Source organism: Hymenobacter sp. YC55 (assembly GCF_029433095.1).
GTDB lineage: Bacteria > Bacteroidota > Bacteroidia > Cytophagales > Hymenobacteraceae > Hymenobacter.
Window position 1 is genome coordinate 14,092 of record NZ_JARNTX010000001.1, and the last position, 22,689, is coordinate 36,780.

The 22,689-nt window shown below is 55.5% G+C and carries 22 protein-coding genes; 17 read left to right on the plus strand and 5 right to left on the minus strand.

The features are described 5' to 3' along the window. Positions 1-23: 23 nt before the first annotated feature. The 5 genes from ccsA (P1X16_RS00050) to ccsA (P1X16_RS00070) all read left to right on the plus strand — a co-directional run bounded on the left by ccsA (P1X16_RS00050) (position 24) and on the right by ccsA (P1X16_RS00070) (position 5,186). Positions 24-692 carry a cytochrome c biogenesis protein CcsA gene (gene ccsA / locus P1X16_RS00050; protein WP_277225140.1) on the plus strand — a complete coding sequence of 223 codons (669 nt, stop codon included), beginning with the start codon at positions 24-26 and terminating at the stop codon, positions 690-692. Continuing rightward, the gene (locus tag P1X16_RS00055; RefSeq protein WP_277225143.1) at positions 673-939 is read left to right on the plus strand and encodes a CcmD family protein; all 267 of its coding nucleotides are present in this window, start codon (positions 673-675) and stop codon (positions 937-939) included. Before ccsA (P1X16_RS00050) ends, P1X16_RS00055 begins: the two co-directional genes overlap by 20 nt. A gap of 143 nt (positions 940-1,082) precedes the next feature. Beyond that, positions 1,083-1,511 (plus strand): cytochrome c maturation protein CcmE, encoded by a 429-nt coding sequence (locus tag P1X16_RS00060; RefSeq protein WP_277225146.1) that lies wholly within the window; start codon positions 1,083-1,085, stop codon positions 1,509-1,511. Between the two features lie 11 nt (positions 1,512-1,522). Continuing rightward, positions 1,523-2,521 (plus strand): hypothetical protein, encoded by a 999-nt coding sequence (locus tag P1X16_RS00065; RefSeq protein WP_277225149.1) that lies wholly within the window; start codon positions 1,523-1,525, stop codon positions 2,519-2,521. A 64-nt stretch (positions 2,522-2,585) separates the two neighbouring features. Continuing rightward, a complete protein-coding gene (ccsA, locus tag P1X16_RS00070) occupies positions 2,586-5,186 on the plus strand; it encodes a cytochrome c biogenesis protein CcsA (protein WP_277225150.1) in 2,601 nt (866 codons plus the stop codon). A gap of 70 nt (positions 5,187-5,256) precedes the next feature. On the opposite strand, the gene P1X16_RS00075 is transcribed toward ccsA (P1X16_RS00070), so the two are convergent. Continuing rightward, positions 5,257-6,672 (minus strand): T9SS type A sorting domain-containing protein, encoded by a 1,416-nt coding sequence (locus P1X16_RS00075; RefSeq protein ID WP_277225154.1) that lies wholly within the window; start codon positions 6,670-6,672, stop codon positions 5,257-5,259. A gap of 834 nt (positions 6,673-7,506) precedes the next feature. Between P1X16_RS00075 and P1X16_RS00080 the strand changes: the two genes are divergently transcribed. The 8 genes from P1X16_RS00080 to P1X16_RS00115 all read left to right on the plus strand — a co-directional run bounded on the left by P1X16_RS00080 (position 7,507) and on the right by P1X16_RS00115 (position 14,214). Next, positions 7,507-8,343 (plus strand): Rossmann-like and DUF2520 domain-containing protein, encoded by an 837-nt coding sequence (locus P1X16_RS00080; RefSeq protein ID WP_277225157.1) that lies wholly within the window; start codon positions 7,507-7,509, stop codon positions 8,341-8,343. Between the two features lie 60 nt (positions 8,344-8,403). Further along, a complete protein-coding gene (locus tag P1X16_RS00085) occupies positions 8,404-8,736 on the plus strand; it encodes a 2Fe-2S iron-sulfur cluster-binding protein (protein ID WP_206983257.1) in 333 nt (110 codons plus the stop codon). Between the two features lie 98 nt (positions 8,737-8,834). Next, on the plus strand, positions 8,835-9,074 hold the full coding sequence (iscX, locus tag P1X16_RS00090; RefSeq protein WP_277225159.1) for a Fe-S cluster assembly protein IscX: 240 nt from the start codon (positions 8,835-8,837) through the stop codon (positions 9,072-9,074). A 160-nt stretch (positions 9,075-9,234) separates the two neighbouring features. Then, a complete protein-coding gene (locus P1X16_RS00095; RefSeq protein WP_277225162.1) occupies positions 9,235-9,723 on the plus strand; it encodes an HAD-IIIA family hydrolase in 489 nt (162 codons plus the stop codon). Between the two features lie 117 nt (positions 9,724-9,840). Further along, positions 9,841-10,035, plus strand: a complete 195-nt coding sequence (locus tag P1X16_RS00100; RefSeq protein ID WP_022824432.1) for a cold shock domain-containing protein — start codon at positions 9,841-9,843, stop codon at positions 10,033-10,035. A gap of 176 nt (positions 10,036-10,211) precedes the next feature. Then, positions 10,212-11,156, plus strand: a complete 945-nt coding sequence (locus P1X16_RS00105) for a geranylgeranylglycerol-phosphate geranylgeranyltransferase (protein WP_277225168.1) — start codon at positions 10,212-10,214, stop codon at positions 11,154-11,156. A 131-nt stretch (positions 11,157-11,287) separates the two neighbouring features. Beyond that, on the plus strand, positions 11,288-12,523 hold the full coding sequence (locus tag P1X16_RS00110) for a BamA/TamA family outer membrane protein (RefSeq protein WP_277225170.1): 1,236 nt from the start codon (positions 11,288-11,290) through the stop codon (positions 12,521-12,523). A 389-nt stretch (positions 12,524-12,912) separates the two neighbouring features. Further along, positions 12,913-14,214 carry a glycosyltransferase family 2 protein gene (locus P1X16_RS00115; RefSeq protein ID WP_277225172.1) on the plus strand — a complete coding sequence of 434 codons (1,302 nt, stop codon included), beginning with the start codon at positions 12,913-12,915 and terminating at the stop codon, positions 14,212-14,214. On the opposite strand, the gene P1X16_RS00120 is transcribed toward P1X16_RS00115, so the two are convergent. The 4 genes from P1X16_RS00120 to P1X16_RS00135 form a co-directional block, all read right to left on the minus strand. Continuing rightward, positions 14,152-14,751: a class I SAM-dependent methyltransferase gene (locus P1X16_RS00120; protein ID WP_277225175.1), complete on the minus strand. Its 600-nt coding sequence runs from the start codon at positions 14,749-14,751 to the stop codon at positions 14,152-14,154. The two genes, P1X16_RS00115 and P1X16_RS00120, sit on opposite strands and share 63 nt — an antisense overlap. A gap of 186 nt (positions 14,752-14,937) precedes the next feature. Continuing rightward, a complete protein-coding gene (mgrA, locus tag P1X16_RS00125) occupies positions 14,938-15,930 on the minus strand; it encodes an L-glyceraldehyde 3-phosphate reductase (protein WP_277225178.1) in 993 nt (330 codons plus the stop codon). A 44-nt stretch (positions 15,931-15,974) separates the two neighbouring features. After that, positions 15,975-16,718: a PIG-L deacetylase family protein gene (locus P1X16_RS00130; RefSeq protein ID WP_277225181.1), complete on the minus strand. Its 744-nt coding sequence runs from the start codon at positions 16,716-16,718 to the stop codon at positions 15,975-15,977. Beyond that, a complete protein-coding gene (locus P1X16_RS00135) occupies positions 16,711-17,898 on the minus strand; it encodes an acyl-CoA dehydrogenase (RefSeq protein WP_277225183.1) in 1,188 nt (395 codons plus the stop codon). The genes P1X16_RS00130 and P1X16_RS00135 overlap by 8 nt, the downstream gene beginning before the upstream one ends. Positions 17,899-18,101: 203 nt before the next feature. Between P1X16_RS00135 and purH the strand changes: the two genes are divergently transcribed. The 4 genes from purH (at position 18,102) to P1X16_RS00155 (ending at position 22,599) form a co-directional block, all read left to right on the plus strand. Beyond that, positions 18,102-19,631, plus strand: coding sequence for a bifunctional phosphoribosylaminoimidazolecarboxamide formyltransferase/IMP cyclohydrolase (gene purH / locus P1X16_RS00140; protein WP_277229419.1), 1,530 nt, complete (start codon positions 18,102-18,104; stop codon positions 19,629-19,631). Positions 19,632-20,027: 396 nt separating this feature from the next. Continuing rightward, positions 20,028-21,053, plus strand: coding sequence for a rod shape-determining protein (locus P1X16_RS00145; protein ID WP_277225187.1), 1,026 nt, complete (start codon positions 20,028-20,030; stop codon positions 21,051-21,053). A gap of 89 nt (positions 21,054-21,142) precedes the next feature. Then, on the plus strand, positions 21,143-22,072 hold the full coding sequence (gene mreC, locus P1X16_RS00150) for a rod shape-determining protein MreC (protein ID WP_277225189.1): 930 nt from the start codon (positions 21,143-21,145) through the stop codon (positions 22,070-22,072). Beyond that, positions 22,069-22,599, plus strand: a complete 531-nt coding sequence (locus P1X16_RS00155; protein WP_277225190.1) for a hypothetical protein — start codon at positions 22,069-22,071, stop codon at positions 22,597-22,599. The genes mreC and P1X16_RS00155 overlap by 4 nt, the downstream gene beginning before the upstream one ends. Positions 22,600-22,689: the final 90 nt, after the last annotated feature.

Consider the following 22,689-nt stretch of genomic DNA (forward strand, 5'->3'; position numbering starts at 1 on the left):
CTTCTAAGCTCTAATCTTTGGATATGAAAAACTGGTGGAAAGGTCTGGCGGTGGTGCTGCTACTCTACACAGCGGCAGCAGGGTTTCTGATGCCGGTACCACGGCTGGCCATCCTCAACGAGACCATTCGCAACTTGTACTTCCACGTTCCGATGTGGTTCGGTATGACCTTCATCCTAATAGCATCGGTATATTACTCGATTCGCTATTTGCGCACGCCTACGCCGCAGCTAGATATTCTGTCGCACGAGGCCGCCAAGACGGGTATTTTGATGGGCTGTGTGGGACTAGCTACGGGCAGCATTTGGGCCAAATACACCTGGGGTACCTGGTGGACCAACGACCCCAAGCTTAACGGTGCGGCTATTGCCATGCTCATCTATGGTGCGTACCTGGTGCTCCGTTCGTCGTTCACTGACGAGCAGCAGCGGGCCCGGATTTCGGCCATCTACAACATATTTGCTTTTGCCACGGCTATGCCGTTGTTCTACATTCTGCCCCGCCTGACGGACTCATTGCACCCGGGTGCGGGCGGTAACCCTGCTTTCGCCAAATACGACCTCGATGACAACATGCGGCTGGTATTCTACCCGGCTGTTATTGGTTGGACGCTGCTAGCTTTTTGGCTGGCGCAAGTAGCCAGTCGTATTGCTGCACTTAAACTTAAAGTATATGAAAAACAGCTTGCTTAGCGGAGCGCTTGGAATTATAAGCAGCCCCCGGCAGTTGGCGTTGCTGCTCCTGACCTGGCTGCTGCCGGTACTACAAGCTGCTGCCCAAACCGCCACCGACACGCCCGAAATGGCTGATGCTATGCGCGGCAGCGGTAAAATCTACGTGGTAGTGGCCGTCGTGACGGTGGTGCTGGCTGGGTTGCTGGCGTTGCTGGTCTCGCTTGATAGAAAAGTGAGCCGGCTAGAGCGAGAATTAAAGGAGTAACTGAGGACCAGAGGAATAAGGAGGATTTTGAACATTTCCGTTTTATTCTTCTGACCCTAAAGTATATTCATAGGGACTTTTCTGCTGTTTTATTTGTTACAACATACCCGGCTCGGGCTGAGCTGTTTGGTTCTTCACAAAACATGAAAAAAGCACACATTCTGGCCATTGCCATCATTGCTGTAGCCATTGGCATCATCATGAGCGCCGCCGGCGACGCCAGCGTCTATGTGTCCTTCAAGGAGGCTCGTGAGCGGGCTACCGAAGGCAACCTCACCAAGGTGCACGTAGTGGGCCGCTTGCCGCGCGACAACCAGAAGAACATCGTGGGGCTAGAATACAACCCAGTTCTCGACCCTAACTACTTTGCTTTTACGCTAGTTGACACCAACCGGGTTGCGCAGCGTTGCATCTATTTCAATCCCAAGCCTCAAGACTTCGACAAGTCAGAGCAGGTGGTGATTACGGGAGCCATGCGCAACGACATTTTCGTGGCCGACAAGATTCTGCTAAAGTGCCCTTCTAAGTACGTGGAGAAGGATATCAAAGGCGCTACGGCGGCCGTCAACTAAGTTTAGAAGATATGAAGCACAAGCAACTGACATACGGGCCTGCTGAAGCGCATTTGCGTTTTTGGCTGCGCGTATTTGTTGTTCAGTTGCTTGTAATTCACACTTCACTGCTTGCCACCGCGCAAGTTGCCAACGACAACATCGAGCACCGGAAGGTAGTACGCTTAGATCAGTCCATCAAATCCAACACCACCAACTGCACTGTGCAGTGGAGTGCCGTAGACGAGAAGCTGACTGGCAAATGCATCGAGTACCACAACGACCAGTGGTTTGAGTTTACGCCGCGGGTGTCGGGCCGATACTACGTGAACATTGGGGGGCAGCAGTGCCGCGACACCCGCGGGGTACAGCTCGTGGTATTGACGGGCACACCCGGCCAGCCGGAAACCTATAACATACTTTCTTGCACGTCGCTCGGCAGCCAGGATGATGTGTTTGTAACCTTGGATGGGCTACGTGCCGGACAACCTTACTTGCTTGATGTGGATGGCTACCTCAAGGACTTCTGCGAGTTCAGCTTGGCAGTAAGTAGCAAGCCGCAGGGGTTACCAGCCGTGGCAGCACCACTGCTTTCGACGGTGACACCTTCCAACAACAAGCTCTTTACTCTACACTGGAATCTGTCTGACAGCTTGGGCGCAGTTCAACAGTTTCGGGTGCTGCGGCGGGAGGCGGGCGCGTTCCGGGCTTCCGCACAGGCCACAGTAGAAGTGAGTCGTACCACTCTCGGCGGTGCTGGCACCGATTATAGCTGGACGGATACTCTCTCAACCCCTGGCCGCTACCTTTACCAGGTAGTAGCCGAAACCTCCGATAATGCAGCGCCAGTACTGGTGCAGCAGCAGTGGTACGCATTCAGCCAACTTATGCCAGATCCTGGGTACTTCTCGGGGGCGGCGGCACAAGCTGCTCAGCGTGCTGCCAAGGCTCAACAAAACTGGGAGCGACGTAGTCACCGGGCCCGGATGAAACGGCTAGCCGGGTTAAAGCGGCGGCAACCTAAATCGTAAAACAAGTTCTGGTTGACCGGTTATACCCTGGCAGGTCAGCTTCCTCTCTTATAACGCATCCAATATGCTTAACACCTTCATTGGCGACGCCGGACACTTAAGTGTTATCGTGGCTTTCGTGGCGGCCACGGTGGCAGCGTATTCCTACTACATGGCGGCGCGCAACCAGCCGCTTGGGCAGTCTGATGCCAGCTGGCTCCGGATTGGTCGGGCCGCCTTCTTGGTGCACGGTGTGGCGGTAGTTGCCATTATTGCGTGCTTGTTCGGTATCATTCACGGGCACCGCTACGAGTACTACTACGCCTGGAGCCACTCCAGCAACCACTTGCCGGTGTACTACATGATATCCTGCTTCTGGGAAGGGCAGGAGGGTAGCTTCCTGCTCTGGATATTCTGGCACGTGGTGCTGGGTGTCATCATCATGCGCTTCAACAAGTTGTGGGAAGCTCCGGTCATGGCCGTGTTTGCAGGGGTGCAGCTGTTCCTAACGTCCATGATTCTGGGCGTTGTGGTTGGCAGCCTCAAAATCGGTTCTTCGCCTTTCATTCTGCTCCGCGACTTCCTGACTGACCTGCCGGTGTTCAAATTGAACCCCGACTTTGTGCCGAAAGATGGTACGGGCCTGAACGCGCTGCTCCAGAACTACTGGATGGTAATTCACCCGCCCACGCTGTTTCTGGGCTTTGCGCTTACGTTGGTGCCGTTTGCTTTTGCGGTAGCGGCTCTCTGGAAAGGTGAGTTTACGAAGTGGGTGAAGCCTGCGCTGCGCTGGTCGTTGGTAGGTGGCTTGGTGCTGGGCGTGGGCGTGATGATGGGCGCTTATTGGGCCTATGAAACGCTGAACTTCGGTGGCTACTGGAACTGGGACCCGGTTGAAAACGCCGTGTACATTCCGTGGCTGGTACTTGTGTCGGCTATTCACGGACTTGTGCTCTGGAATCAGCGGCGCACGGCGCTACGCACTTCCTTCGTGCTGGTAGTGGCCACTTTCCTACTGATTCTGTACGCTACCTTCCTCACGCGTAGTGGTGTGCTAGGTAATGCCTCCGTGCACTCCTTCACCGACTTGGGTTTGTCGGGTCAGCTCATGATATACCTGGGTGCTTTCGTAGTGTTGGCTATTGCGTTGCTGGCTAAGCGCTGGAAGCAGATTCCGGTTTCCGAGAAAGAACTGACTACCTACAACCCGGAGCTATGGGTGTTTGTAGGCGCCACCGTGCTTTGCTTGGGTGCTTTCCAGGTATTAGTTACTACGAGCATTCCAGTTTATAATTCCTTCCTAGGTTTCATCGGTATCAAGTCCAACCTGGCTTTGCCCGCCGATCAGATTGCTCACTACACCAAAATCCAGCTCTGGATGGGCGTAGGGGTAGCACTGCTTTCGGGCTTGGCGCAGGTGATGTGGTGGCAGCGCAACGACAAGACCACTATTGTCAACTCGCTCACCAACCCTGGCGCGCTGGCGCTCCTGGGTTCGGCGCTGGTTATCCTGCTGCTGCGCTACAACAAGATGAGCATTTCGCCTACTTACATCGTGCTCTTGACGGCGGCGCTGTTTGGCGTGCTGGCTAACCTAGGCGTGGTGCTGAAAATGCTGTTGCGTGGTGTACAGCTTTCGGGCGGTGGCGTGGCGCACTTGGGCATTGCCCTTATGCTATTGGGCATCCTCGGTTCGGCTGGTTACTCCAACATCATTTCCCAGAACATGTCGGGCATGGTGTACTCCAAGGAGTTTGGCGAGGAAATGAACCGCGACAACGTGTTGCTGTGGCGCAACGATACCACCCCCATGGGTGAGTACGACGTAAGCTATACCGGCCAATATTTCGATGTGCCCGGCGTGCCCGAGTACGTGAACAAAGATCTGCTCTTCCGTCTCGAAGACGAGTACAAAGCCCTAGCCCGCGGCGACATCAAATTCGGCGGCAAGCAATATTACAAGACCGGTGACACGGTGGATATTCTGCCGGAAAACACCTACTACCGCGTTGAATATAAGAACCGGAAGAGTGGTGAAGTATTCACGCTCTATCCCCGTGCTCAGGACAACGAGGAAATGGGCGGTCTGCTTGCTTCTCCTGACATCAAGCGCTTCGCCTCCCATGACATCTACTCGCACGTAAGTGCAGTGGCGCCCATGAAGGAAAAGGAGTGGAGCGAATTAAAGGAGTACAAACTGTCCGTTGGCGACACCATTTTCCTCAACGACTACTTTGCCGTGTTCCGTGCCATTGAGCCCGCTCAGCAAACTGCTGGCCTTGGCCTCAGCAAAGATGACTTGGCTATTCAGGCCGACATGGTTGTGTATGGCGAGAAGCAGCGGCAATACCATGCTCACCCCATCTTTATCGTGCGTAACCGTCTTATCGGCCGTGTGCCCGATGAAATCGAGGACTTAGGCTTGCGCTTGAGCTTGAACGAGGTAGACCCGACGGCTGGCAAATTCACTCTTGGCGTGAGCACTACCCAGAAAGACTATATTATCCTGAAGGCTATAGAGAAGCCATTCATTAACCTCTTATGGAGTGGTACACTGCTGATGGCAGTTGGCTTCGGGTTGTCGCTGCGCAAAAAGAAAACCAAGCGCGAGCCTGCCGCCGTACCAGCACCCCAGCCTGCAACTCGTTCAGCTAAAAAGCCACGTCCCGCACAGCGAGTGGCATAGCTGACAGTACATACATGAAAAAGGGCAGCCAATTGGCTGCCCTTTTTTGTTGTCTGCTTTGCAGTGTATGCTATTTAGTAAGCACAAGCTGACGCGTAGTGAAGTCGTTGCCAGTCTGCACCTTCAACAGGTACAGGCCGTTAGAGAGACTGGAAAGGTCGAGCTCGTTGGTAAAGTTGTCTTTGAGGCGGGCGGTATGCACCACCTGGCCAAGCTGGTTGATTACCGTTGCGTTGAGCTGCCCTTTGGCGTTGGCACCCTGTACGGCCAGCCTCACAAGGCCAGTCGCGGGGTTCGGATACATTTCCACAGCGCGGTTGAGCGCTGCCGATGTGCCCTGTGGGCTGCCAGTGACAACAGCCTCGATCATAAAGCGGCCTAGATCCCCATCTTCTGTCACGTCTTCTGGAGTACCACCATTAATATCTACAACATAGAAGCTGCCGGTGCGAGTAGGCTCTTCTAACTGGAAGCCTAATGGATAAAAAGGGGCCGTATTGCTGCTAGAAGGTTGTGCAAGGCCAACATAAAAGTCGCCAACAGGAACAGCAACGGGCGCAGGGAGCGTAAATGTTTTGTAAGTTCCTATATCACCAGCTTGAATCACATAATCAGGTGTGCGACCCAAAATTGCGCCGGTACTGCTAAGAACTACAGCATAGACGGTTCGACCAACCGATGTATTGGCAGTAGCATTAGCACCTTCGAGATCTATATTCACTGCCGTAACTGTGCGAGCTATGCTAGCAGTATATTTTGTGGCTAGAATACCAGTGCTAGCATTGCCATTATCTCTAAATCCAAGGCCATCAATTGCGGGTGCACCTGGGTAAGCTGCTGAATACGTATTAGTTGTTACAGCTTGCGTAAATGTTTGCGTGTTGTTCGAAGCCAAACCATCTGCTGGCACTGCAACAGTAATCGTGTTATTGCCAACCACCATAGGCGTGAAAGCGCCAAAAGAAACTGTAGTAAAATCTCCCGGTGCTAGATTGGGTATAATTGTGGCGTTAGTGAAGGTATTGGCACCTGTTACGTTGAGTGTAACGACGCGGTTAGATATAGCTGCTGTACCAGTATTACTGATAACCGCTTGTATTACTTGCGAATTATTGGTGGGAGTTTTGCTTAGTGAATAAATAAGCTCTACAGCTGCATCATCAGCAGGTGCTACCCGGAACCGGTAGGTTCTGCCGGCGTCTGGCAAGAAGGTGTTGCGGATGAAATGACCAGCTAAGCCGGCTTGTGTGCCTTGTACTATTACATTAGTGAAAATAGTAGTGCTCCAAGCCTGTGCGCTAGCTTTATAAAGCAAGCTAAGTTCTCTTAGATCAGCTTCTGTAATCATAGTGCCGCTGCTGAGTTGATTACCTTTCAAGCCAACAAGAAATGGCTGACCAAGCGCTGTGCTAGCTGTGGCAGTCCATGTACCATATACAAACTCAATAGTGTTGGTTCCTTCATACAGTTTGATTTGAAACTGCATAGTAGCAAACTGAGGATTTATGGCCACTGTGCCGTCGGGGTTGAGCGTAGCCTTGTCGCGCAGATTCTTAAACTGAATGGTACACACCTGGTTGCCGGGTGCTCCGGTCGTTGTCACTCGGAACTCGGTAGGATTCGCTATCTGATCGGCTGCACCTTGCAAGTCAACTCCCGAGGCTGGCGCAATGATGTTAGCGTCCGTAGAGTTTAGCAGTACTTCTGTGTCATTGGCAGCGGTAGGAGCCACCGCGCCTAGCTTAATAAAACCATTTGTGTTAAGAACGAACTGCGTAAAAGAAGTACCATTGTAAGAGAAGGAGAAACCAATATTCTGAGCGGCCGAGTTAGCATCATCCGTATTGGCCGTGCTGATAGCCGTGCCAGTGGTACCCAGATCGGTATAGGTGCCCGCTACATTCTGTCCTTGGCTAGATAGATAAGGATTGGAAGCCACCCGAGCAGCAGTGTTCGGCCGAGAATTTACTACCTGTTTGCGGTTGATTGGGGAGTGATCCTGCGCTAGTATTAAGCGATTATGTGCTCGTGACAAGCGGGTCTGCGCTTGGCCTACTGCAGCGCTGGCTGCCAACAGCGCCGTCAGGGCGAGCTTGCGCCAAAGCCCGGTGTGCAAATTTGCCATTAGGTAGAGATTTGGAATTGAAAATGAGTTTTTAGTTAGACAAAGGCTATACGAACAAAGCAATGTAGCGTAGCATTGTTAGCTCCTCAAGTTGCTGTTTTATCTTCAGAATTTGCTAGTCTGTGGCAACAATCTACTTTTCTACGGGCGTTCTTTGTTTTCCCATTTTCCTCTGCTTTCGCTGTTTCTCAAAGAATGACCTCAACTTCGGCTTCCTCTTTGCGCATTGTTCTGCTTGGGGCCGGCCGCGTAGCTAGCCAGCTTGGGCCGGCTTTGCACCAGGCGGGCCACCAAGTGCCGTATGTTTGGAGCCGTACCAGCACTTCAGCGGCAGCACTGGCGGCTACGTTGCCTGGTACCCAGGTGCTGCCCGACCTGAATCTGACGGCTGTGCCCCGCGCTGATGTTTACTTACTAGCTGTATCCGATGCGGCCGTGCCGGCTGTGTTAGCACAGGCCCAGTTTCCAAAGGGCGCTATTGTAGCGCACACGTCGGGGGCCGTGCCGCTTACCGTCTTCGATACTTACCCGAACGTGCAGGGCGGCGTGTTTTATCCGCTCCAGACCTTCAGTGTGGGCCGCGCCTTGGATTGGCAACTACTGCCCTTATGTATTGAGGCGGCTACGCCTACCGCCGAAGCTGTGCTGCTGGCGCTAGCGCACACCCTAAGCACCAGCGTGCAACGCATTGATACCGCACAACGCCAAGTGATGCATTTAGCGGCCGTTTTTGCCTGCAACTTTCCCAACCACCTTTTGGGCATCAGTCACGCGCTGTTGCAGCAGCAACAACTGCCGCTGGCCTTGCTAGGGCCGCTCATTCATGAAACGGTGGAGAAGGCGCTTGCAAACCCGCCGTTCACGGTGCAAACGGGCCCCGCTGCCCGCCAGGACGAGCCTACGCTGGCCCGTCACCGGGAGGCACTAACAGCATATCCCGACTGGCTGACACTGTATAATATGCTGAGTGACAGCATAAAAAAGCAGCAGGTGGAAGGTTCGCTAAACAACCAAGGGGGGGAAGAGCTTTGAATCGGGGGCAGGCGTGCGTACCTTCGTCCCCTCATTTTTGCCTCGTTTGAAGATCCCTTCGTGAAAGCTGTCAACATTACCTTCCAATTTCAAGACGGCCAGCCAGCCCAAACCCACGTTGCTGCCGAAGGCGAATCGGTTCTCGACGTCGCCCTCAACAACGGCATTCAACTTCAGCACAACTGCGGTGGCGTATGCGGCTGCAGCACCTGCCATGTGTATGTACTGCAGGGAGAAGATGAGCTCCCCGAAATCAGCGACAAAGAAGAAGACTTTATCGACCGTGCCGTGAACCCGCGTATCAATTCGCGGTTGGGCTGCCAGTGCGTCGTGCAGGCTAGCACCCAGGATTTGGTCATTCTCATTCCCCCGCAGGAGTTCCTAGGGCATTAATTACAAAATTCAATGGCTGATTGCGGAATGGTTGCTCGTTCAGTGAGCAGCCAGCTCAAGCACCGATTCAGCTGTTTAACCATTCAACAATTCAAGAAATGGCCCATTTTGAGCCCCCCATTCATTGGAGTGACCACGAAGATGTGGCCATCGCTCTCTACGAAAAATTCGGTGACGATTTTACGGAGGCGAAAATCTACCGCATTCGCTTCACCGAACTGCTGGACTGGGTACTGAGCTTGCCTAACTTTGCTGGTACCAAAGAGGAAGCCAACGAAGGCCACTTAGAGCAAATCCAGGCCAAGTGGGTGTATGAGTGGCGCGACAACCAGAAATAACCGCTCCTCTTGAAATCAACTAGACTGCCATTTGAGCAGCTATAAAGGACCTTCCAGCCGATAGCCTCCTAATTTCGATTCGAGATTGTAGGGCTTTCCTCGGCTGAAAGGTCCTTCTTGCTTACCTACTACCGCCTTACTTTCCTCTCTACTTCCGCTTATGGCGCCCGATTTATCTGTTATAAAGGCTTTTATTTTCGATGTAGACGGCGTGCTAACCGATGGTAGACTGCTGGCACTCAACTCGGGCGAGCAAGCGCGCACCTTCCACATCCGCGACGGCTACGCCATTCGGCACGCGCTAAAGCAAGGCTACCGTATTGCTATTATCTCGGGCCGCGAAGAAGAGGGCGTGCGCAAACGGCTGGAGTCGCTGGATGTGCGCGACATCTTCCTGGGGGTGGACGACAAGATGAAGATCTTCAACACCTATATCAACACCTACCGCCTCGACCCGAGCTGTATTGCTTACATGGGCGACGATATGCCTGATGTGGAAGTGATGCGCCGGTGTGCGCTGGCAGCCTGCCCCGCCGATGCCGCCACCGACGTAGTAGCCATCAGCAACTATGTAGCCGAAAAGCCCGGCGGCTACGGCGCCGTGCGCGAGCTGCTGGAGGCCGTGATGAAGGCCCAGAAAACCTGGTAGGCAGCTGCGGTACAGCGTGCTCCTTGCGGCTGATAGGCCTATTTCGAGCCGGGTTGCGCTTTTCCTAATTACCTCTATCTTTACCCAATCATCTTATTCACCATTTTCTTTTATTACATGAAAACAGGAACCGTAAAATTCTATAATGAGTCGAAGGGCTACGGCTTCATTACAGATGACGAGACGAAGGAAGACTTCTTCGTTCACGTGACGGGCCTTAACGGGGGCCAGATCCAACAAAACGACCGAGTGGAATTTGATACGCAGGAAGGTCGCAAGGGCGTAAATGCCGTCAATGTGAAGCGCGTATAAGCTTCGGCTCTTTACTTATTTTGCATTCTGGAAAGCCTCTCCAACACTGGGGAGGCTTTCTTTCTACTATTTGCTATTTGTGGGGCCGCACGGGCACATTGTAAGCTAGTTAGTCGTTATCTTCTTATTACCTCCGGTTTCTCCAAGCCCCTATCCTCGCTTATTGCGTTATGGCTATGCCGTCTGTTTTCTCCTTTTTCGCTGCGGCAGAGGCTAAGCCAACCAAGGCAGACGGCGACACGGGTAAGCCTAGTTCGTCGTTGCGGCCCATTGCCCGGCTGATTCGGCTTCCCAACCTGCTTATTATGCTGTTGTGCTTGGTGCTAGTGCGCTCAGGACTTCTGCACCCTGCCACGCCGCTGGCTACCCTGCTCGATTGGCATTTCGGCCTCTTGGTGCTCTCCACGCTCTGCGTAGGAGCGGCCGGCTACATCATCAATGACTATTACGACGTCAAGATAGATGCCATCAACCGGCCGGGGCGCCTGGTGGTGGGGCGCGTGGTAAACCGGCGCCGCGCTATGCTGGCTCATTTGCTGTTGTCGGGGCTGGGTGTGGGTATTGCGGGCTTGCTTTCGCCGTTGCTTGGATTAGTGACGCTGGGGTCGGCGGCGCTACTATGGGGCTATTCGGTTCGGTTCAAGCGGGTGGCGCTGGTCGGCAACCTCAGTATTGCCATGCTGACGGCCGCACTGGTTTTGCTGCCCGAATTGCAACTGCGTACCGACAACAGCAAGGTGTGGGTGTACGCGCTGGCAGCCTTCCTGCTCACGGTAGTGCGCGAGATAGTGAAAGACGTAGAAGACATGCGCGGCGACGCGCAGCACGATTGCCGCACGCTGCCCATTGTATGGGGAGTGGCCCGTACCAAATGGGTGGCAGGCTTCTTTCTAGGTTGCCTGATGCTGTTGGTGTCCGGAGCCGGGTTTGAGGCGTTGCACAACGGACCACTCTTGCTAGGGCTATGGCTGACATTCTTGGTGCTAGGGCCGTTGCTGGCGCTGGCACGCTTGCTGTGGCGAGCCGACCGGCGGCGTCATTTCGCCAAACTCAGCACCTGGTGCAAGGGTATTATGCTGGCTGGCGTCCTGTCTATGCTGTTGGTGGCCGTAGTTGGGTAAAACCGTAGCAGGTACTGTTGCGTTAGAACAAAGAACGAGCTTACTAGATGTTGGGCTACTCACAGAAAACCTTCTGTAGTAGCCAACTAGATGGCGAAGCTCAATCTCCATTCTTTCTTCCTAAAGCCTCTATGCGCTTTCTCTACCTGCCGCTGGCCGTGGCGCTGTGTACCCTGGCTCGGCTTGGTGCTGCTCAAGTAGCTCCCACTACTACCGATGGTTCTGCGCCAGCTTCGGCAGTAGCCCCACCAGCCCCCGGCCTCACCAACGACGGTCCTAAAAAGAAATCCATCTTCGCGCCCAGCGATAAGCCTAGCTTTATTCCTGTGCCGATAGCCTTCTATCAGCAGGAAACCGGTTTCGCAGCAGGAGCGGCCATCTTGCCTGTGTGGCGGTTTGGTACCGATACTACGGTGCGCAAATCCAACGCGCGGCTTATTGCTTGGTTTTCGCAGGAAAAGCAGAGCACCATCCAACTGACGCACACCATTTTCACACCTGGAGAAGGGTTCTTCATATCCGGCGAGTTGAGCCGCTACGACCAGAAGCTGTTTTACTACGGCATCGGCAACGATAACTCTCGGAATGCAGAATCTGAATTGAAGTACAAGCTTTTCATTTTCGACGAAAGAGTGTTAAAGCGAGTAGCGCCCAACCTGTTTGCGGGCTTACGCTACCGCTTCACCAACACCACCGACATAGAGCCTGAAGGCAATGCCGATAACGGCGGTGTCAATTCGTTTTTGATTGACCCGCGCCTTGATGCGCGCGAACGAAACGACACACGGGTATCGGGTTTAGGGCCGGCGCTGCTCTACGATGGCCGCGACAACGTGCTAGCTACTTACCGCGGTGCCTTCGTTGATGCGCACGTCTTGTTCAATGGGGGCGGCCTTGGGTCTGACTATAAGTTTACGCGCTATCAGTTGGATGCCCGGTATTTTCAGCCTCTTTCCTCCTCCAACAACACCATTCTGGCGTTGCAATATCTGACGCAGCTGCACACCGGTAATGTGCCGTTCCGGGAGTTAGGCGGCCTGGGTGCCAACTTGGGTGGCGCACTCTACAATAACGCCGGCCTGATGCGGGGCCTCTACGAAACTCGTTTCCGCGACCGGCAGATGATGACTTTCCAAGCCGAAATCCGGCAGAAACTCTTCTGGCGAATTGATGGAGTTGTGTTCGGTGCAGTGGGCCAGGTAGGCTACAAAGTGAATGACTACACCTTCGACCAAACCCGACTAGCAGGCGGCGGTGGCTTCCGCTTCCGTTTCAACCGCCGCGACCGGCTCAACATCCGTCTTGACTATGCCGGCGGCACCGATACACCACCTAGCATCTACTTCGCTGTTGGCGAAGCCTTTTAGGCGGAGAACAGCAAACAAAACCAAAGTGTAAAACAGCCCTCCCGCTCGAAGCGGGAGGGCTGTTTTGCTTTCGAACAAGGTGACGAACAACTCAATGTGAGCAGATGAATCTTCTCAATTTAGATAGGGAGCCTCTAGTCTAAGAGGTGCCACAGCCAAACTTCACCGGGTAGTTGAAAGCCTATAGCTGCATGGACGGCCGGAACGCTAGTGTTCTGCTAGCACTGCAACCAGTGCAGCAATGAAGCTGAGCCGTTGTGGTTTTTGTACCTAAACAGTAGCAACTGCAAACAAATTGTGGATGAGATGCTTGTATACAGAAAGCTCGACACTACTTGTAGTCGAGCTTTTCTCTGTCTCCGCTTCACAATTCGAGTAGAATACGCTTAATGGCTTTCCTTGTACAGCCTCGTGCTACTTCTGGCCAACGCTCCTCAGTTGACCAGCAAAAAGTGCTTTGGCCCACAACCCCACCTAATCCCCGCTTACGCGTTAGTGTTATTATCCCGGCCAAAGATGAAGCGGATAACTTGCCCGCCACCCTGGCGGCTTTAGCAGCACAAACCGACTTGCAGGGGCACCCGCTGGACTTTGCTAGCTACGAGATACTAGTGCTAGCTAATAACTGCCGCGACCAAACTGCCAACGTCATTAGGGCATTTGCTAAGCAGCATCCGGCGCTAGCAGTACACGTAGCTGAAGTTCAGTTGCTGCCCGCTGAAGCCCACGTTGGCTATGCGCGCCGTCTCCTCATGGACGAAGCCTGCCGCCGTTTGGAAAGTACCGTTGGCATTACGGGCATCATTGCCAGCACCGACGCTGATACCCGAGTAGCCCCCACTTGGCTGGCTGCCACTGAAATGGAAGTAAGAACCGGTGCTGATGCAGTAGGCGGCCGGATTTTTCCTGAGCGCTCCATTCGCAAAAGCTGTGTGGTACGGCGTACTCATTTGCGCGATGCCACCTATCGGCTGCTCCGTGCCCAACTCGAAGCCCTCGTTGATCCTGACCCCGCCGACCTGTGGCCCCGGCATCACCAGCACTATGGGGCTAGCTTGGCCATCACGGTGGCTGCGTACCGCCAAGTAGGTGGGCTGCCTGTAGTGCCTTTTCTAGAGGATGAGGCGCTGTGCCAAGCATTGCGCCGCTACGACCTGCGCCTGCGCCACAGTCCGGCTGTGCGGGTCATCACGTCGGCCCGCTACCAGGGGCGGGTAGCAGTAGGGTTGTCGTGGCAGCTGCGCGAATGGGCCCGCATGACACGTCAGCAGCGGGAGCCGCTTGTGGAAAGTGGTGCCGCCCTAGTTGCCGAATGGACGGTGCGCCGCAAGCTGCGCCAGCTTTGGAAGCAAATTCGGCAGCAGCCTCGCCAGCAAGCAGTGCCTTCCTGCATCCGGTTGGCGGCCTTGCTAAGTGTACCTGCCGGTCCGCTAACCAAGCAACTAGCTTGTTCGTCAACCTTTGGTATGCTCTGGGAATGGGTGCAAACTCACCGGGCCGTTTGGCGCCGCGGCCACCTGACCACGTTGCCCTTGGCGCTAGCAGAGCTACGATGCCTTATAGCGCAAGAGAAAGAAGCTAGCTTGCACGCAGAAGTTCTGCCCACCTCACCCCTAACTCGTTGGCCGCTAGCGCCGAGCCAGCAGATCCAGCCGGTATTGCGCGGCTCGGTGGCCATGCAGATGCGCTAAGGGCCCATCCGCAGTTGTTTTGTCTAGAAAATACTGGTGTACTTCGTCGCCGGTGAGGGGATAGTCGTGCACGGGAGGTGTCCAGTGAACCAGTAGCAGATGAGCACCAGGCCGCAGGGCCGCTAGCAACTGGTTGGCCACTTGCTCCAGATCCGGCGCATCCCAATAGTAGCCCACCTCCGACAATACAACCAGGTCGAAGGTGAGGCCCGTTGGAAATTCAGCAGGCAGTGTCATCTGTTGAAACTCTACTTGAGGCAAGTCCGCGCATCGATTTCGGGCGCGTATGAGAGGAGCTTCGGCTACATCAACTGCTAACAGGTGCTGGCAGCGTGTTGCCAGTAGCTGAGTTAAAACGCCAAGTGAACAGCCTACTTCAAACGCACTTTCATAGGAGGCCTTGGGCAGCGCTGCCACAGTATCGGCGTACTTGGCCTGCTCGTAGGGGCTGGTTTCAAAGCCCCACGGATCGGTGTTGGCGCGGTACACCTCGTCGAAATACTCGGGAGGCAGGGTATGCGGCTGATTGGGGTTCATGAAATGCGTTGGAAGTGCCTTTTCCTCAGACGGTTGTCATTCCGACGCAGGAGGAATCTGGATTAAGCTGTTCAATTAGCTAACCCAGATTCCTCCTGCGTCGGAATGACAGCCGTCTAGATATTAGACCCTGAGTGATAAGTAGATCTGCTTCTACTGGCTTGCGCCTCACCAACTCTTTGCGTGCTAGGCGGCCAGTATTTTTTCTATGGAAGCAAGCTCCTCGGCGCTGAATTGCAGGTTGTTCAGGCAGTGCAGCGAGTCGGTGAGTTGTTCGGGCTTGCTGGCGCCGATAAGCACCGATGTTACCCGCTCATCTTTCAGAATCCAGGCCAGCGCCATTTGGGCCAAGCTTTGCTGGCGTGCTTGAGCTAGCTCGTTGAGTTGCTTGATTTGATTGAGGCGTTCGGGCGTCAGTTGATTTTCTGTTAGGAAGCCCACACCCTTGGCCACCCGCGAATCGGCCGGTATGCCGCCTAGGTATTTATTGGTAAGCAGACCCTGCGCCAGCGGCGAAAACGGAATGCAGCCGACGCCTTCCTTCTCTAGCAAGTCAAGCAGTCCGCCTTCCACCCATCGCTCAAACATCGAATACTTGGGCTGGTGAATCAGACAGGGCGTGCCGAGTTGCCGCAGTATCTCGATAGCCTGAGCTGCTTCGGCGGGCTGGTAATTGGAAAGACCCACGTACAAAGCTTTGCCTTGGCGCACTATCAGGTCCAGGGCGCCCATCGTTTCCTCTAAGGGTGTGTCGGGGTCGGGGCGGTGGTGGTAGAAGATGTCTACGTACTCCAGGCCCATGCGCTTCAAGCTCTGGTCGAGGCTGGATACTAAATACTTCTTCGAGCCCCATTCGCCGTAGGGGCCCTCCCACATGTGGTAACCGGCTTTACTGGAAATAATTAGCTCGTCGCGGTAGTTGCTGAAGTCTTCGCGCAAAATGCGCCCGAAGTTGATTTCGGCAGAGCCAGGAGGCGGCCCGTAGTTGTTGGCCAAGTCGAAGTGCGTGACGCCGCTGTCAAAAGCCCGCCGCAGAATGGCGCGCTGGTTGGCTAGCAGGTCCACGTCGCCGAAGTTGTGCCAGAGTCCTAGCGAAACGGCTGGTAGCTTGAGGCCACTGCGGCCACTGCGCCGGTACGGTATTTCTTGGTAACGAGCAGGATTTGGTAGGTAATGCATAAGGGCTGGGGTTAAACAACGGCCGGCAACATAGCAAGGCTTTCCTACATCACCTCCAAATAAGCCTCGAATGGCCGCGCAAAATGCGCCAGCATTTCCGGGGACAACAGAAAGCCCGTAGGATCATCGTCGATGACGCCGGGAGCTAGCTGTGAACGGTGCGCGGCAATAGCGCGTTGCTTCTGCTCCAGCACCGACCCCACATCCAACCGCCATCCGCTAACCTCGCCCGGCTGGGGCAAGTCGGTGGGGGCCGCCCGCTCCCAAGCCCACACCACGTATTCGAGGAGGCGCGGCGGCACCGGCAAACCCGTTAGGGCTGCTCGCACCAGCTCACTGGTGGCTCGATGGTCGGGATGTGGGTCGCGGCGCCAGGGGCAGAGTATGGTGGCTGGTTTAACTGTTGCAAACAGTTCCTGTAGTTGTGTTGCGGCTTCTGTAAAGCGTGCCTGTCCTTCGCGCGGCACCTTGCTGTCGGGTAGCCCTAAGCAAACAGGACTTGTCTCGACACCCAATTCAAGCAAGGCCTGCCTTAGTTCGGCTTCGCGCAGCGCCTGCCGGGCAGCAGGCGGAAACTTCCGCGAGTTTGGGTGCGACATGGTGCCGTCGCTGATCAATACCACTTGCACCGGCACAGCCGCCTGCCGCAGTAAAGCAATAAGGCCCCCACAGCCCAACGATTCATCGTCGGGGTGGGGCGCTATAACCACTGTTGATCCAAGCGTAGCCGCATAGCTTGATGGGCGTAGCGGGAGCGAGTGAAAATCGAAAACCAGAGCCTTACGCATGCCAAAGCTGGAAAGCAGGGGCGTTGCGGTCGAGGGCGAAGCGTCCGGCATCAGCCTGAGCAGCATCGGGGGCAGGTTGGCGCAAGTAGTGCGTCAGGTCGCGGTGCAGGCGCTCGAACGGCTCGGGTTTGAGTAGGCCGCGGGCACCTACGCAACGCTCGGCAAGTTGCAGCACGCGCAGGCAAATGTCTTCTAGGGCTGTGCGCATCATGTTGGCATAGGCCACGGTGGCTTCGGCATCGGTTTCGGCGGTGGGGCGGCTGGCATGGTCGGCGGCGCCGCGCAGCCAGAGGTTGCCGCTCTCAATCAGCAAGGCCATTTCGCCGAGGCGCTGGCGTTGGTAGGGGTCGTCGGTGCGGCCGAGGGCTTGCAGGAAGCGGCGCGTTTCATCGAAAACGGCTTCGGCGCCACCGAGCTGCACCGCCGCAAACCGGATGGCGCCGCCACTGAACCACGGTTGCTGGTAATAGTCGCCGGGCTTGCCGAGCAGGTCGTCGGCACTGATTTCGAGGCCCGTGAAGTCAGCGCGGCTGCTGGCAGTGCCGCGCATGCCAAGGGGCCGCCAGAAACTGGCGTCATATTTCGGCTCTTTCTCGGTAGCCGGCAACACCAACAGTTGCCAACCACCGTCGGGCAAGGCCGCTGTCAGTAGCGGGCGGCTCACATAGCCCGCCCCGGAGGCAAAGGTTTTGCTGCCGTGCAAGCGGTACTGCCCGTTAGCCAACGGCTCCAGCTTCACGCCGTCCGCGGCTTCCGTGTTCCAAACGCCAAACCAACAACCGGCTTGTGCATCGGCGGCCCAACGCGCCACCTGCGCCGTGGTGCCGAGGCGTTGCAGGAGTTGCAGCGCGTTTATGTGGCCCTCATACAGCCTTCCCATCACCAGATTGCCCCGCCCAATATGCTTGAGGGTGTTGAGTAGCGGCAATGTCTGTTCGGGTTCGGCCAAATCAGCGCCGCCCAAAGCAACTGGCAGCGCCGCCGTAAGCAGCCCAACTTCGTGCAGCCAGTTAAATTCCTTTTCTGGAAACCCGCCTTCAAAATCAGAGTGGATAGCTTGGGCTAGCAGGCGCGGCGCTAATGCTGCCGCCGCCACTTCGGGAGCCAGAAGGGGCGGAGATACGAGCAGGTTGCTAGCCCTGTCAGTAGCTTGGCTAGACGAAGTAGATACAGAAACCATAAGCAGAACAATAGATAGCACCAACTGGTGGTGCCACCAGTGCCTTATGTTGAGGTACTGAGTTGCAACAGTCGAGGTTGGCGCTTGTTCAGCTTTGGAGCTATTTGCTGCTTGTCTTCAACAATTACAGACGGGTACTTGGCACGGCCGACCTGATGGAAGTACCTTCGTGGCGTCGTTCGTTTTCATCTAAAGCTTCCGCTATGTTGCAGCCCATTCGCTCCGCTCTTGTTTCCGTCTACTACAAAGACCGTTTAGAGCCGTTGGTGGCACTGCTCAAGGAGCATGGCGTAACGCTGTACTCCACGGGGGGCACGCAGCAGTTCCTGGAAGAGCAGGGCGCCCAAGTAACGGCCGTCGAAAGCCTGACGGGCTTCCCGGCCGTGTTTGGTGGCCGCGTCAAAACGCTGCACCCAAAAGTGTTCGGTGGTATTCTGCACCGCCGCCACGAGCCCGCCGACTTGGCCGAAGCCGAGCGGCACCAGATTCCGCCCATCGACCTGGTAATTGTTGACCTCTATCCGTTCGAAGAAACGGTGGCTTCCGGCGCCCCCGAAGCCGACATCATCGAGAAAATCGACATTGGTGGCATCTCACTATTGCGCGCCGCGGCCAAAAACTTTCGCGACGTACTCGTTGTCAGCAGCCGCGACCAATACCAAGCCGTAACGGAGCTGCTGGGCCAGAAGAACTGCGCCACCGACCTCGAAGATCGTCGGCAGTACGCTGCCGCCGCCTTTGCCGCTACCTCGCACTACGACACCGCTATTCATCAGTACATGGCGGGCGCTGCTACTTCTGCGGCTCCAACAGCCAACGAGCAGCCCGCTACGCCGCTGCGCTACGGCGAGAATCCGCACCAGTCGGGCACTTTCCACGGCGACCTTGCCGCCCTCTTCGATCAATTGCACGGCAAGCAGCTTAGCTACAACAACTTGGTGGATGTTGATGCGGCCGTGTTGCTGATGCAGGAGTTTCAAGCCGACGGCCCCGCCGCCTGCGCCATTCTCAAGCACACCAATGCCTGCGGCGTGGCTCAGGCCGATACCCTCAAGGAAGCCTACCTCAACGCCCTGGCCTGCGACCCGGTTTCAGCTTTCGGTGGCGTTATCATCGTGAACAAGCCCGTGGATGCAGCCACTGCGGAAGAGTTGAACAAGCTTTTCTTCGAGGTGCTTATTGCTCCCGAGTTTGAGGCCGACGCTTTGCCAGTGCTGCAAAGCAAGAAAAACCGCATCCTGCTGCGTCAAAAACCAGTAGAGCTTCCCGCCAAGCAAATCAAGACCCTACTAAACGGCGTAATCGAGCAGGATTTCGACCGCGCCACGGAAGGTGCCGCCGATTTCCGGACGGTTACCGAATCCGAGCCTACTGCTGAAGAGGTAGCGGCGCTGGAGTTTGCGCTCAAAGTTTGCAAGCACACCAAGAGCAACACGATTGTGTTGGCACGGGCCGGGCAGTTGCTGGCTTCGGGCGTGGGGCAAACCTCACGGGTGGATGCGCTGCGCCAAGCCATCGAGAAAGCCAAGTCGTTCGGGTTCGATTTGCAGGGCTCCGTTATGGCTTCCGACGCCTTCTTCCCCTTCCCCGACTGCGTGGAAATTGCCGGTGAAGCAGGTATCCGCGCCGTGGTGCAGCCTGGTGGTTCCATCAAAGACCAAGACTCGATTGATGCCTGCAACCGCCTCGGCATGGCCATGGTGCTGACCGGTGTGCGGCACTTCAAGCACTAAGCCGTTAGCGGCTTTCGCTGTCCTCAGCAGTAGAGATGCGCTTACGCGTGTTTCTACCGCTCGGCAGCTGTGTAGGCCTGCAGGCGTATTGTATAAAGTTTTGCTGTCTGAGATAGTCGAACAATTAGCTGCGCCGTTACGACGTTTAGTGTCGCGCTCAGCAGGTACGTAGCACTACGGTGCCGCTACTTGCGTAGCCAGCCAGACTTTCTGTGTGGCTTTTGCAAGCACGAGTGTTAAAGGTTTGTCGTTTAAGGAGCTTGCATCAACGAGAAGATAACTTGCTTCGTCGTACTGGTGCCAGGGTAGGTCGTGCTTCCCTGAAACTTCCGTACTTTTGCCCCACTTTTTGCACAAGTGAATCTTTGCTTGTGCCCATTTTCTCGCCGTCAACTAATGGGTTTCTTCAACTTCCTAACCAGCGACATCGCCATCGACCTGGGTACGGCCAATACGCTCATCATCCACAACGACAAAATTGTAGTGGATGAGCCGAGCATTATCGCGAAAGACCGTACCACCAATAAAGTAATCGCCGTAGGTCGTCAGGCGCAGCAAATGCACGAAAAGACCCACGATAATATCAGAACTATTCGTCCTCTTAAAGACGGTGTAATTGCCGATTTCCACGCTGCCGAGGAAATGATCAAGGGGATGATCAAAATGATTGACACGCGGAACCGGTTGTTTCAGCCTTCGCACCGCATGGTTATCTGCATTCCGTCGGGTATTACGGAAGTAGAGAAACGCGCCGTGCGGGACTCCGCCGAGCACGCTGGCGCCAAAGAGGTTTGGATGATTCAGGAGCCGATGGCCGCTGCCATTGGTATTGGCATCGATGTAGAGCAGCCCATCGGCTCGATGATTATCGACATCGGGGGTGGTACCACCGAAATTGCTGTTATCGCGCTGTCGGGTATCGTCTGCGACCAATCCATCAAAACGGCCGGCGACGTTTTCAACCAAGACATCCTCGACTACATGCGCCGCCAGCACAACCTGCTGATTGGTGAGCGCAGTGCCGAGCGCATTAAGATAGAAGTTGGCGCGGCCCTCACCGAGCTGGAAATCACGCCGCCCGACTTCGAAGTGCGCGGCCGTGACCTGATGACCGGCATCCCGAAGGTTATCAAAGTAACCTCGTCGGAAATTGCCATTGCTCTCGACAAGTCGGTGGCCAAAATCGAAGAGGCTGTACTGAAGGCGCTGGAAATCAGCCCGCCCGAATTGTCGGCCGACATCTACGAAAACGGCATTCATCTGACCGGTGGCGGGGCGCTGCTGCGCGGCTTAGACAAGCGCTTGGCCGTTAAAACCAAGTTGCCCATCCACATTGCCGAAGATCCACTGCGGGCCGTGGTGCGTGGCACCGGCAAAGCCATCAAAGACATTCAGGCCTTCAGAGGCGTACTGCTTACCTAATCCGATGAAGAGTGAAGAGTGAGGGGTGAAGAGGTTGGACGTTTGCCAATTCTTCATTCCTCACTTTTTGCTCTTCATTTTTCATTGACATGAGGAATTTGTTCGCTTTCCTGTTTCGCTACCGAGGCTTGCTCGTGTTTGCGCTGCTGGAAATTGCGAGCTTATACTTGTTGATTCGCAACAGCACCTACCAGCGGGCGGCGTTCTTCAACTCGGCCAACACCTACGTGGGGCAAATCCTGGCAACCCGCAACCGCATCTACGACTACTTTCAGCTAGAAAGCATCAACCAACGACTGGTACAGGAAAACGCGGCCCTACGGCAGCAACTCTACAGCAGCGACCTTAGCCACCGCCAGTCCGATAGTTTGCCCGTGCCCCAAGACAGCGTTTCGCGGGTACGGTTGGCCCGCCTAAGTCACCCCGATTCCTTGTTGCTTGGTTTGCGCACACTGCCCACCCGCGACCCGGATTATCCACTTATTCCGGCCCGGGTTGTGAATAACACCATGCGCCGTGTGGATAACTACCTGACTTTGAATGTGGGCAACCGCGACGGAGTGCGCAGCGGCATGGGCGTGCTGTCGGCGGCTGGAGTAGTAGGCCGGGTGAAGGTGGTGAGCGAACAGTTTGCCACCGTCACCTCGTTGCTGCACTCCAAAACGTTTATCTCCGCCAAGATCAAGCGCGACAACACCTTCGGCAGCATCAAGTGGCTCGGCGACGATCCTACGCACGCTTTGCTCGACAACATTCCGCGCCAAAATAAGCTGGTTCGCGGCGACACCATCGTGACGTCCGGCTACAACGCGGTGTTTCCTGAAGGTGTCCTGATTGGGGTCGTTGATTCGTTTTTGAAAGAGCCCGACAAAAATTTCTGGACCGTGCGGGTACGGCTGGCCGTGAATTTTTCGAATCTGGAGTACGTGTACGTGGTCAATCCCCGGCTGAAAGCCGAGCGGGATACGTTGGAAGCACGCGCAGGCATCAAGCCAGAGGTAGGGGAGGAGCGGCCATGAAGGGAGTAGGATCCATCGTGTTGCAACTGCTGCGCTTCGTCTTCTTCGCGGGCGTACACATGCTACTAGTGAGTCGGCTACCGACGCTTTTCGAGCTGGGCTGGTGCTTTTTCTATTTGGGGTTTCTGCTGTTTCTGCCCATCGGCACTTCCATCGTCTTGCAACTGGTGCTCGGCTTTGGCATGGGTTTGCTGATGGACATCTTCTACGACACAGGCGGCGTGCACGCGGCTGCGGCCGTGCTCCTGTGTTACCTCCGCCCCTGGGTATTGCGCCTGCTCACGCCCCGCGACGGCTACGAGGCCTCCGACTCAGTGAATGTGCACCAGATGGGCGGGCAGTGGTTTGTGGTGTATATGGTGCTGCTAGTGGGGTTGCATCACTTAGCCTTTTTCCTGCTAGAACTCGGTAGTTTCCGGGCCTTTGGCCTTACGCTCGTGAAAGTGGTGGTAAGCACCCTTTTTACGGGACTCACGCTGCTCATCGTGCAGCTAATTTTCTTTCCCACGCGTCGTCGCGGCCGATAGCACCAAGTTTCGAACAGCGTAGAAGAGCAAAGGAAGGAAAAGTACGCAATGCGGAACGGCCCCAACGCCTCCTGTGTGCGGCTGTTGCCA

Excerpts from the sequence above, each read along its gene's own strand:
- ccsA (WP_277225140.1), top strand. The coding sequence starts at position 24 with ATGAAAAACTGGTGGAAAGGTCTGGCGGTGGTGCTGCTACTCTACACA.
- P1X16_RS00055 (WP_277225143.1), top strand. The coding sequence starts at position 673 with ATGAAAAACAGCTTGCTTAGCGGAGCGCTTGGAATTATAAGCAGCCCC.
- P1X16_RS00060 (WP_277225146.1), top strand. The coding sequence starts at position 1,083 with ATGAAAAAAGCACACATTCTGGCCATTGCCATCATTGCTGTAGCCATT.
- P1X16_RS00065 (WP_277225149.1), top strand. The coding sequence starts at position 1,523 with ATGAAGCACAAGCAACTGACATACGGGCCTGCTGAAGCGCATTTGCGT.
- ccsA (WP_277225150.1), top strand. The coding sequence starts at position 2,586 with ATGCTTAACACCTTCATTGGCGACGCCGGACACTTAAGTGTTATCGTG.
- P1X16_RS00075 (WP_277225154.1), bottom strand. The coding sequence starts at position 6,672 with ATGCAGTTTCAAATCAAACTGTATGAAGGAACCAACACTATTGAGTTT.
- P1X16_RS00080 (WP_277225157.1), top strand. The coding sequence starts at position 7,507 with ATGACCTCAACTTCGGCTTCCTCTTTGCGCATTGTTCTGCTTGGGGCC.
- iscX (WP_277225159.1), top strand. The coding sequence starts at position 8,835 with ATGGCCCATTTTGAGCCCCCCATTCATTGGAGTGACCACGAAGATGTG.
- P1X16_RS00095 (WP_277225162.1), top strand. The coding sequence starts at position 9,235 with ATGGCGCCCGATTTATCTGTTATAAAGGCTTTTATTTTCGATGTAGAC.
- P1X16_RS00100 (WP_022824432.1), top strand. The coding sequence starts at position 9,841 with ATGAAAACAGGAACCGTAAAATTCTATAATGAGTCGAAGGGCTACGGC.
- P1X16_RS00105 (WP_277225168.1), top strand. The coding sequence starts at position 10,212 with ATGCCGTCTGTTTTCTCCTTTTTCGCTGCGGCAGAGGCTAAGCCAACC.
- P1X16_RS00110 (WP_277225170.1), top strand. The coding sequence starts at position 11,288 with ATGCGCTTTCTCTACCTGCCGCTGGCCGTGGCGCTGTGTACCCTGGCT.
- P1X16_RS00115 (WP_277225172.1), top strand. The coding sequence starts at position 12,913 with ATGGCTTTCCTTGTACAGCCTCGTGCTACTTCTGGCCAACGCTCCTCA.
- P1X16_RS00120 (WP_277225175.1), bottom strand. The coding sequence starts at position 14,751 with ATGAACCCCAATCAGCCGCATACCCTGCCTCCCGAGTATTTCGACGAG.
- mgrA (WP_277225178.1), bottom strand. The coding sequence starts at position 15,930 with ATGCATTACCTACCAAATCCTGCTCGTTACCAAGAAATACCGTACCGG.
- P1X16_RS00130 (WP_277225181.1), bottom strand. The coding sequence starts at position 16,718 with ATGCGTAAGGCTCTGGTTTTCGATTTTCACTCGCTCCCGCTACGCCCA.
- P1X16_RS00135 (WP_277225183.1), bottom strand. The coding sequence starts at position 17,898 with ATGGTTTCTGTATCTACTTCGTCTAGCCAAGCTACTGACAGGGCTAGC.
- purH (WP_277229419.1), top strand. The coding sequence starts at position 18,102 with ATGTTGCAGCCCATTCGCTCCGCTCTTGTTTCCGTCTACTACAAAGAC.
- P1X16_RS00145 (WP_277225187.1), top strand. The coding sequence starts at position 20,028 with ATGGGTTTCTTCAACTTCCTAACCAGCGACATCGCCATCGACCTGGGT.
- mreC (WP_277225189.1), top strand. The coding sequence starts at position 21,143 with ATGAGGAATTTGTTCGCTTTCCTGTTTCGCTACCGAGGCTTGCTCGTG.
- P1X16_RS00155 (WP_277225190.1), top strand. The coding sequence starts at position 22,069 with ATGAAGGGAGTAGGATCCATCGTGTTGCAACTGCTGCGCTTCGTCTTC.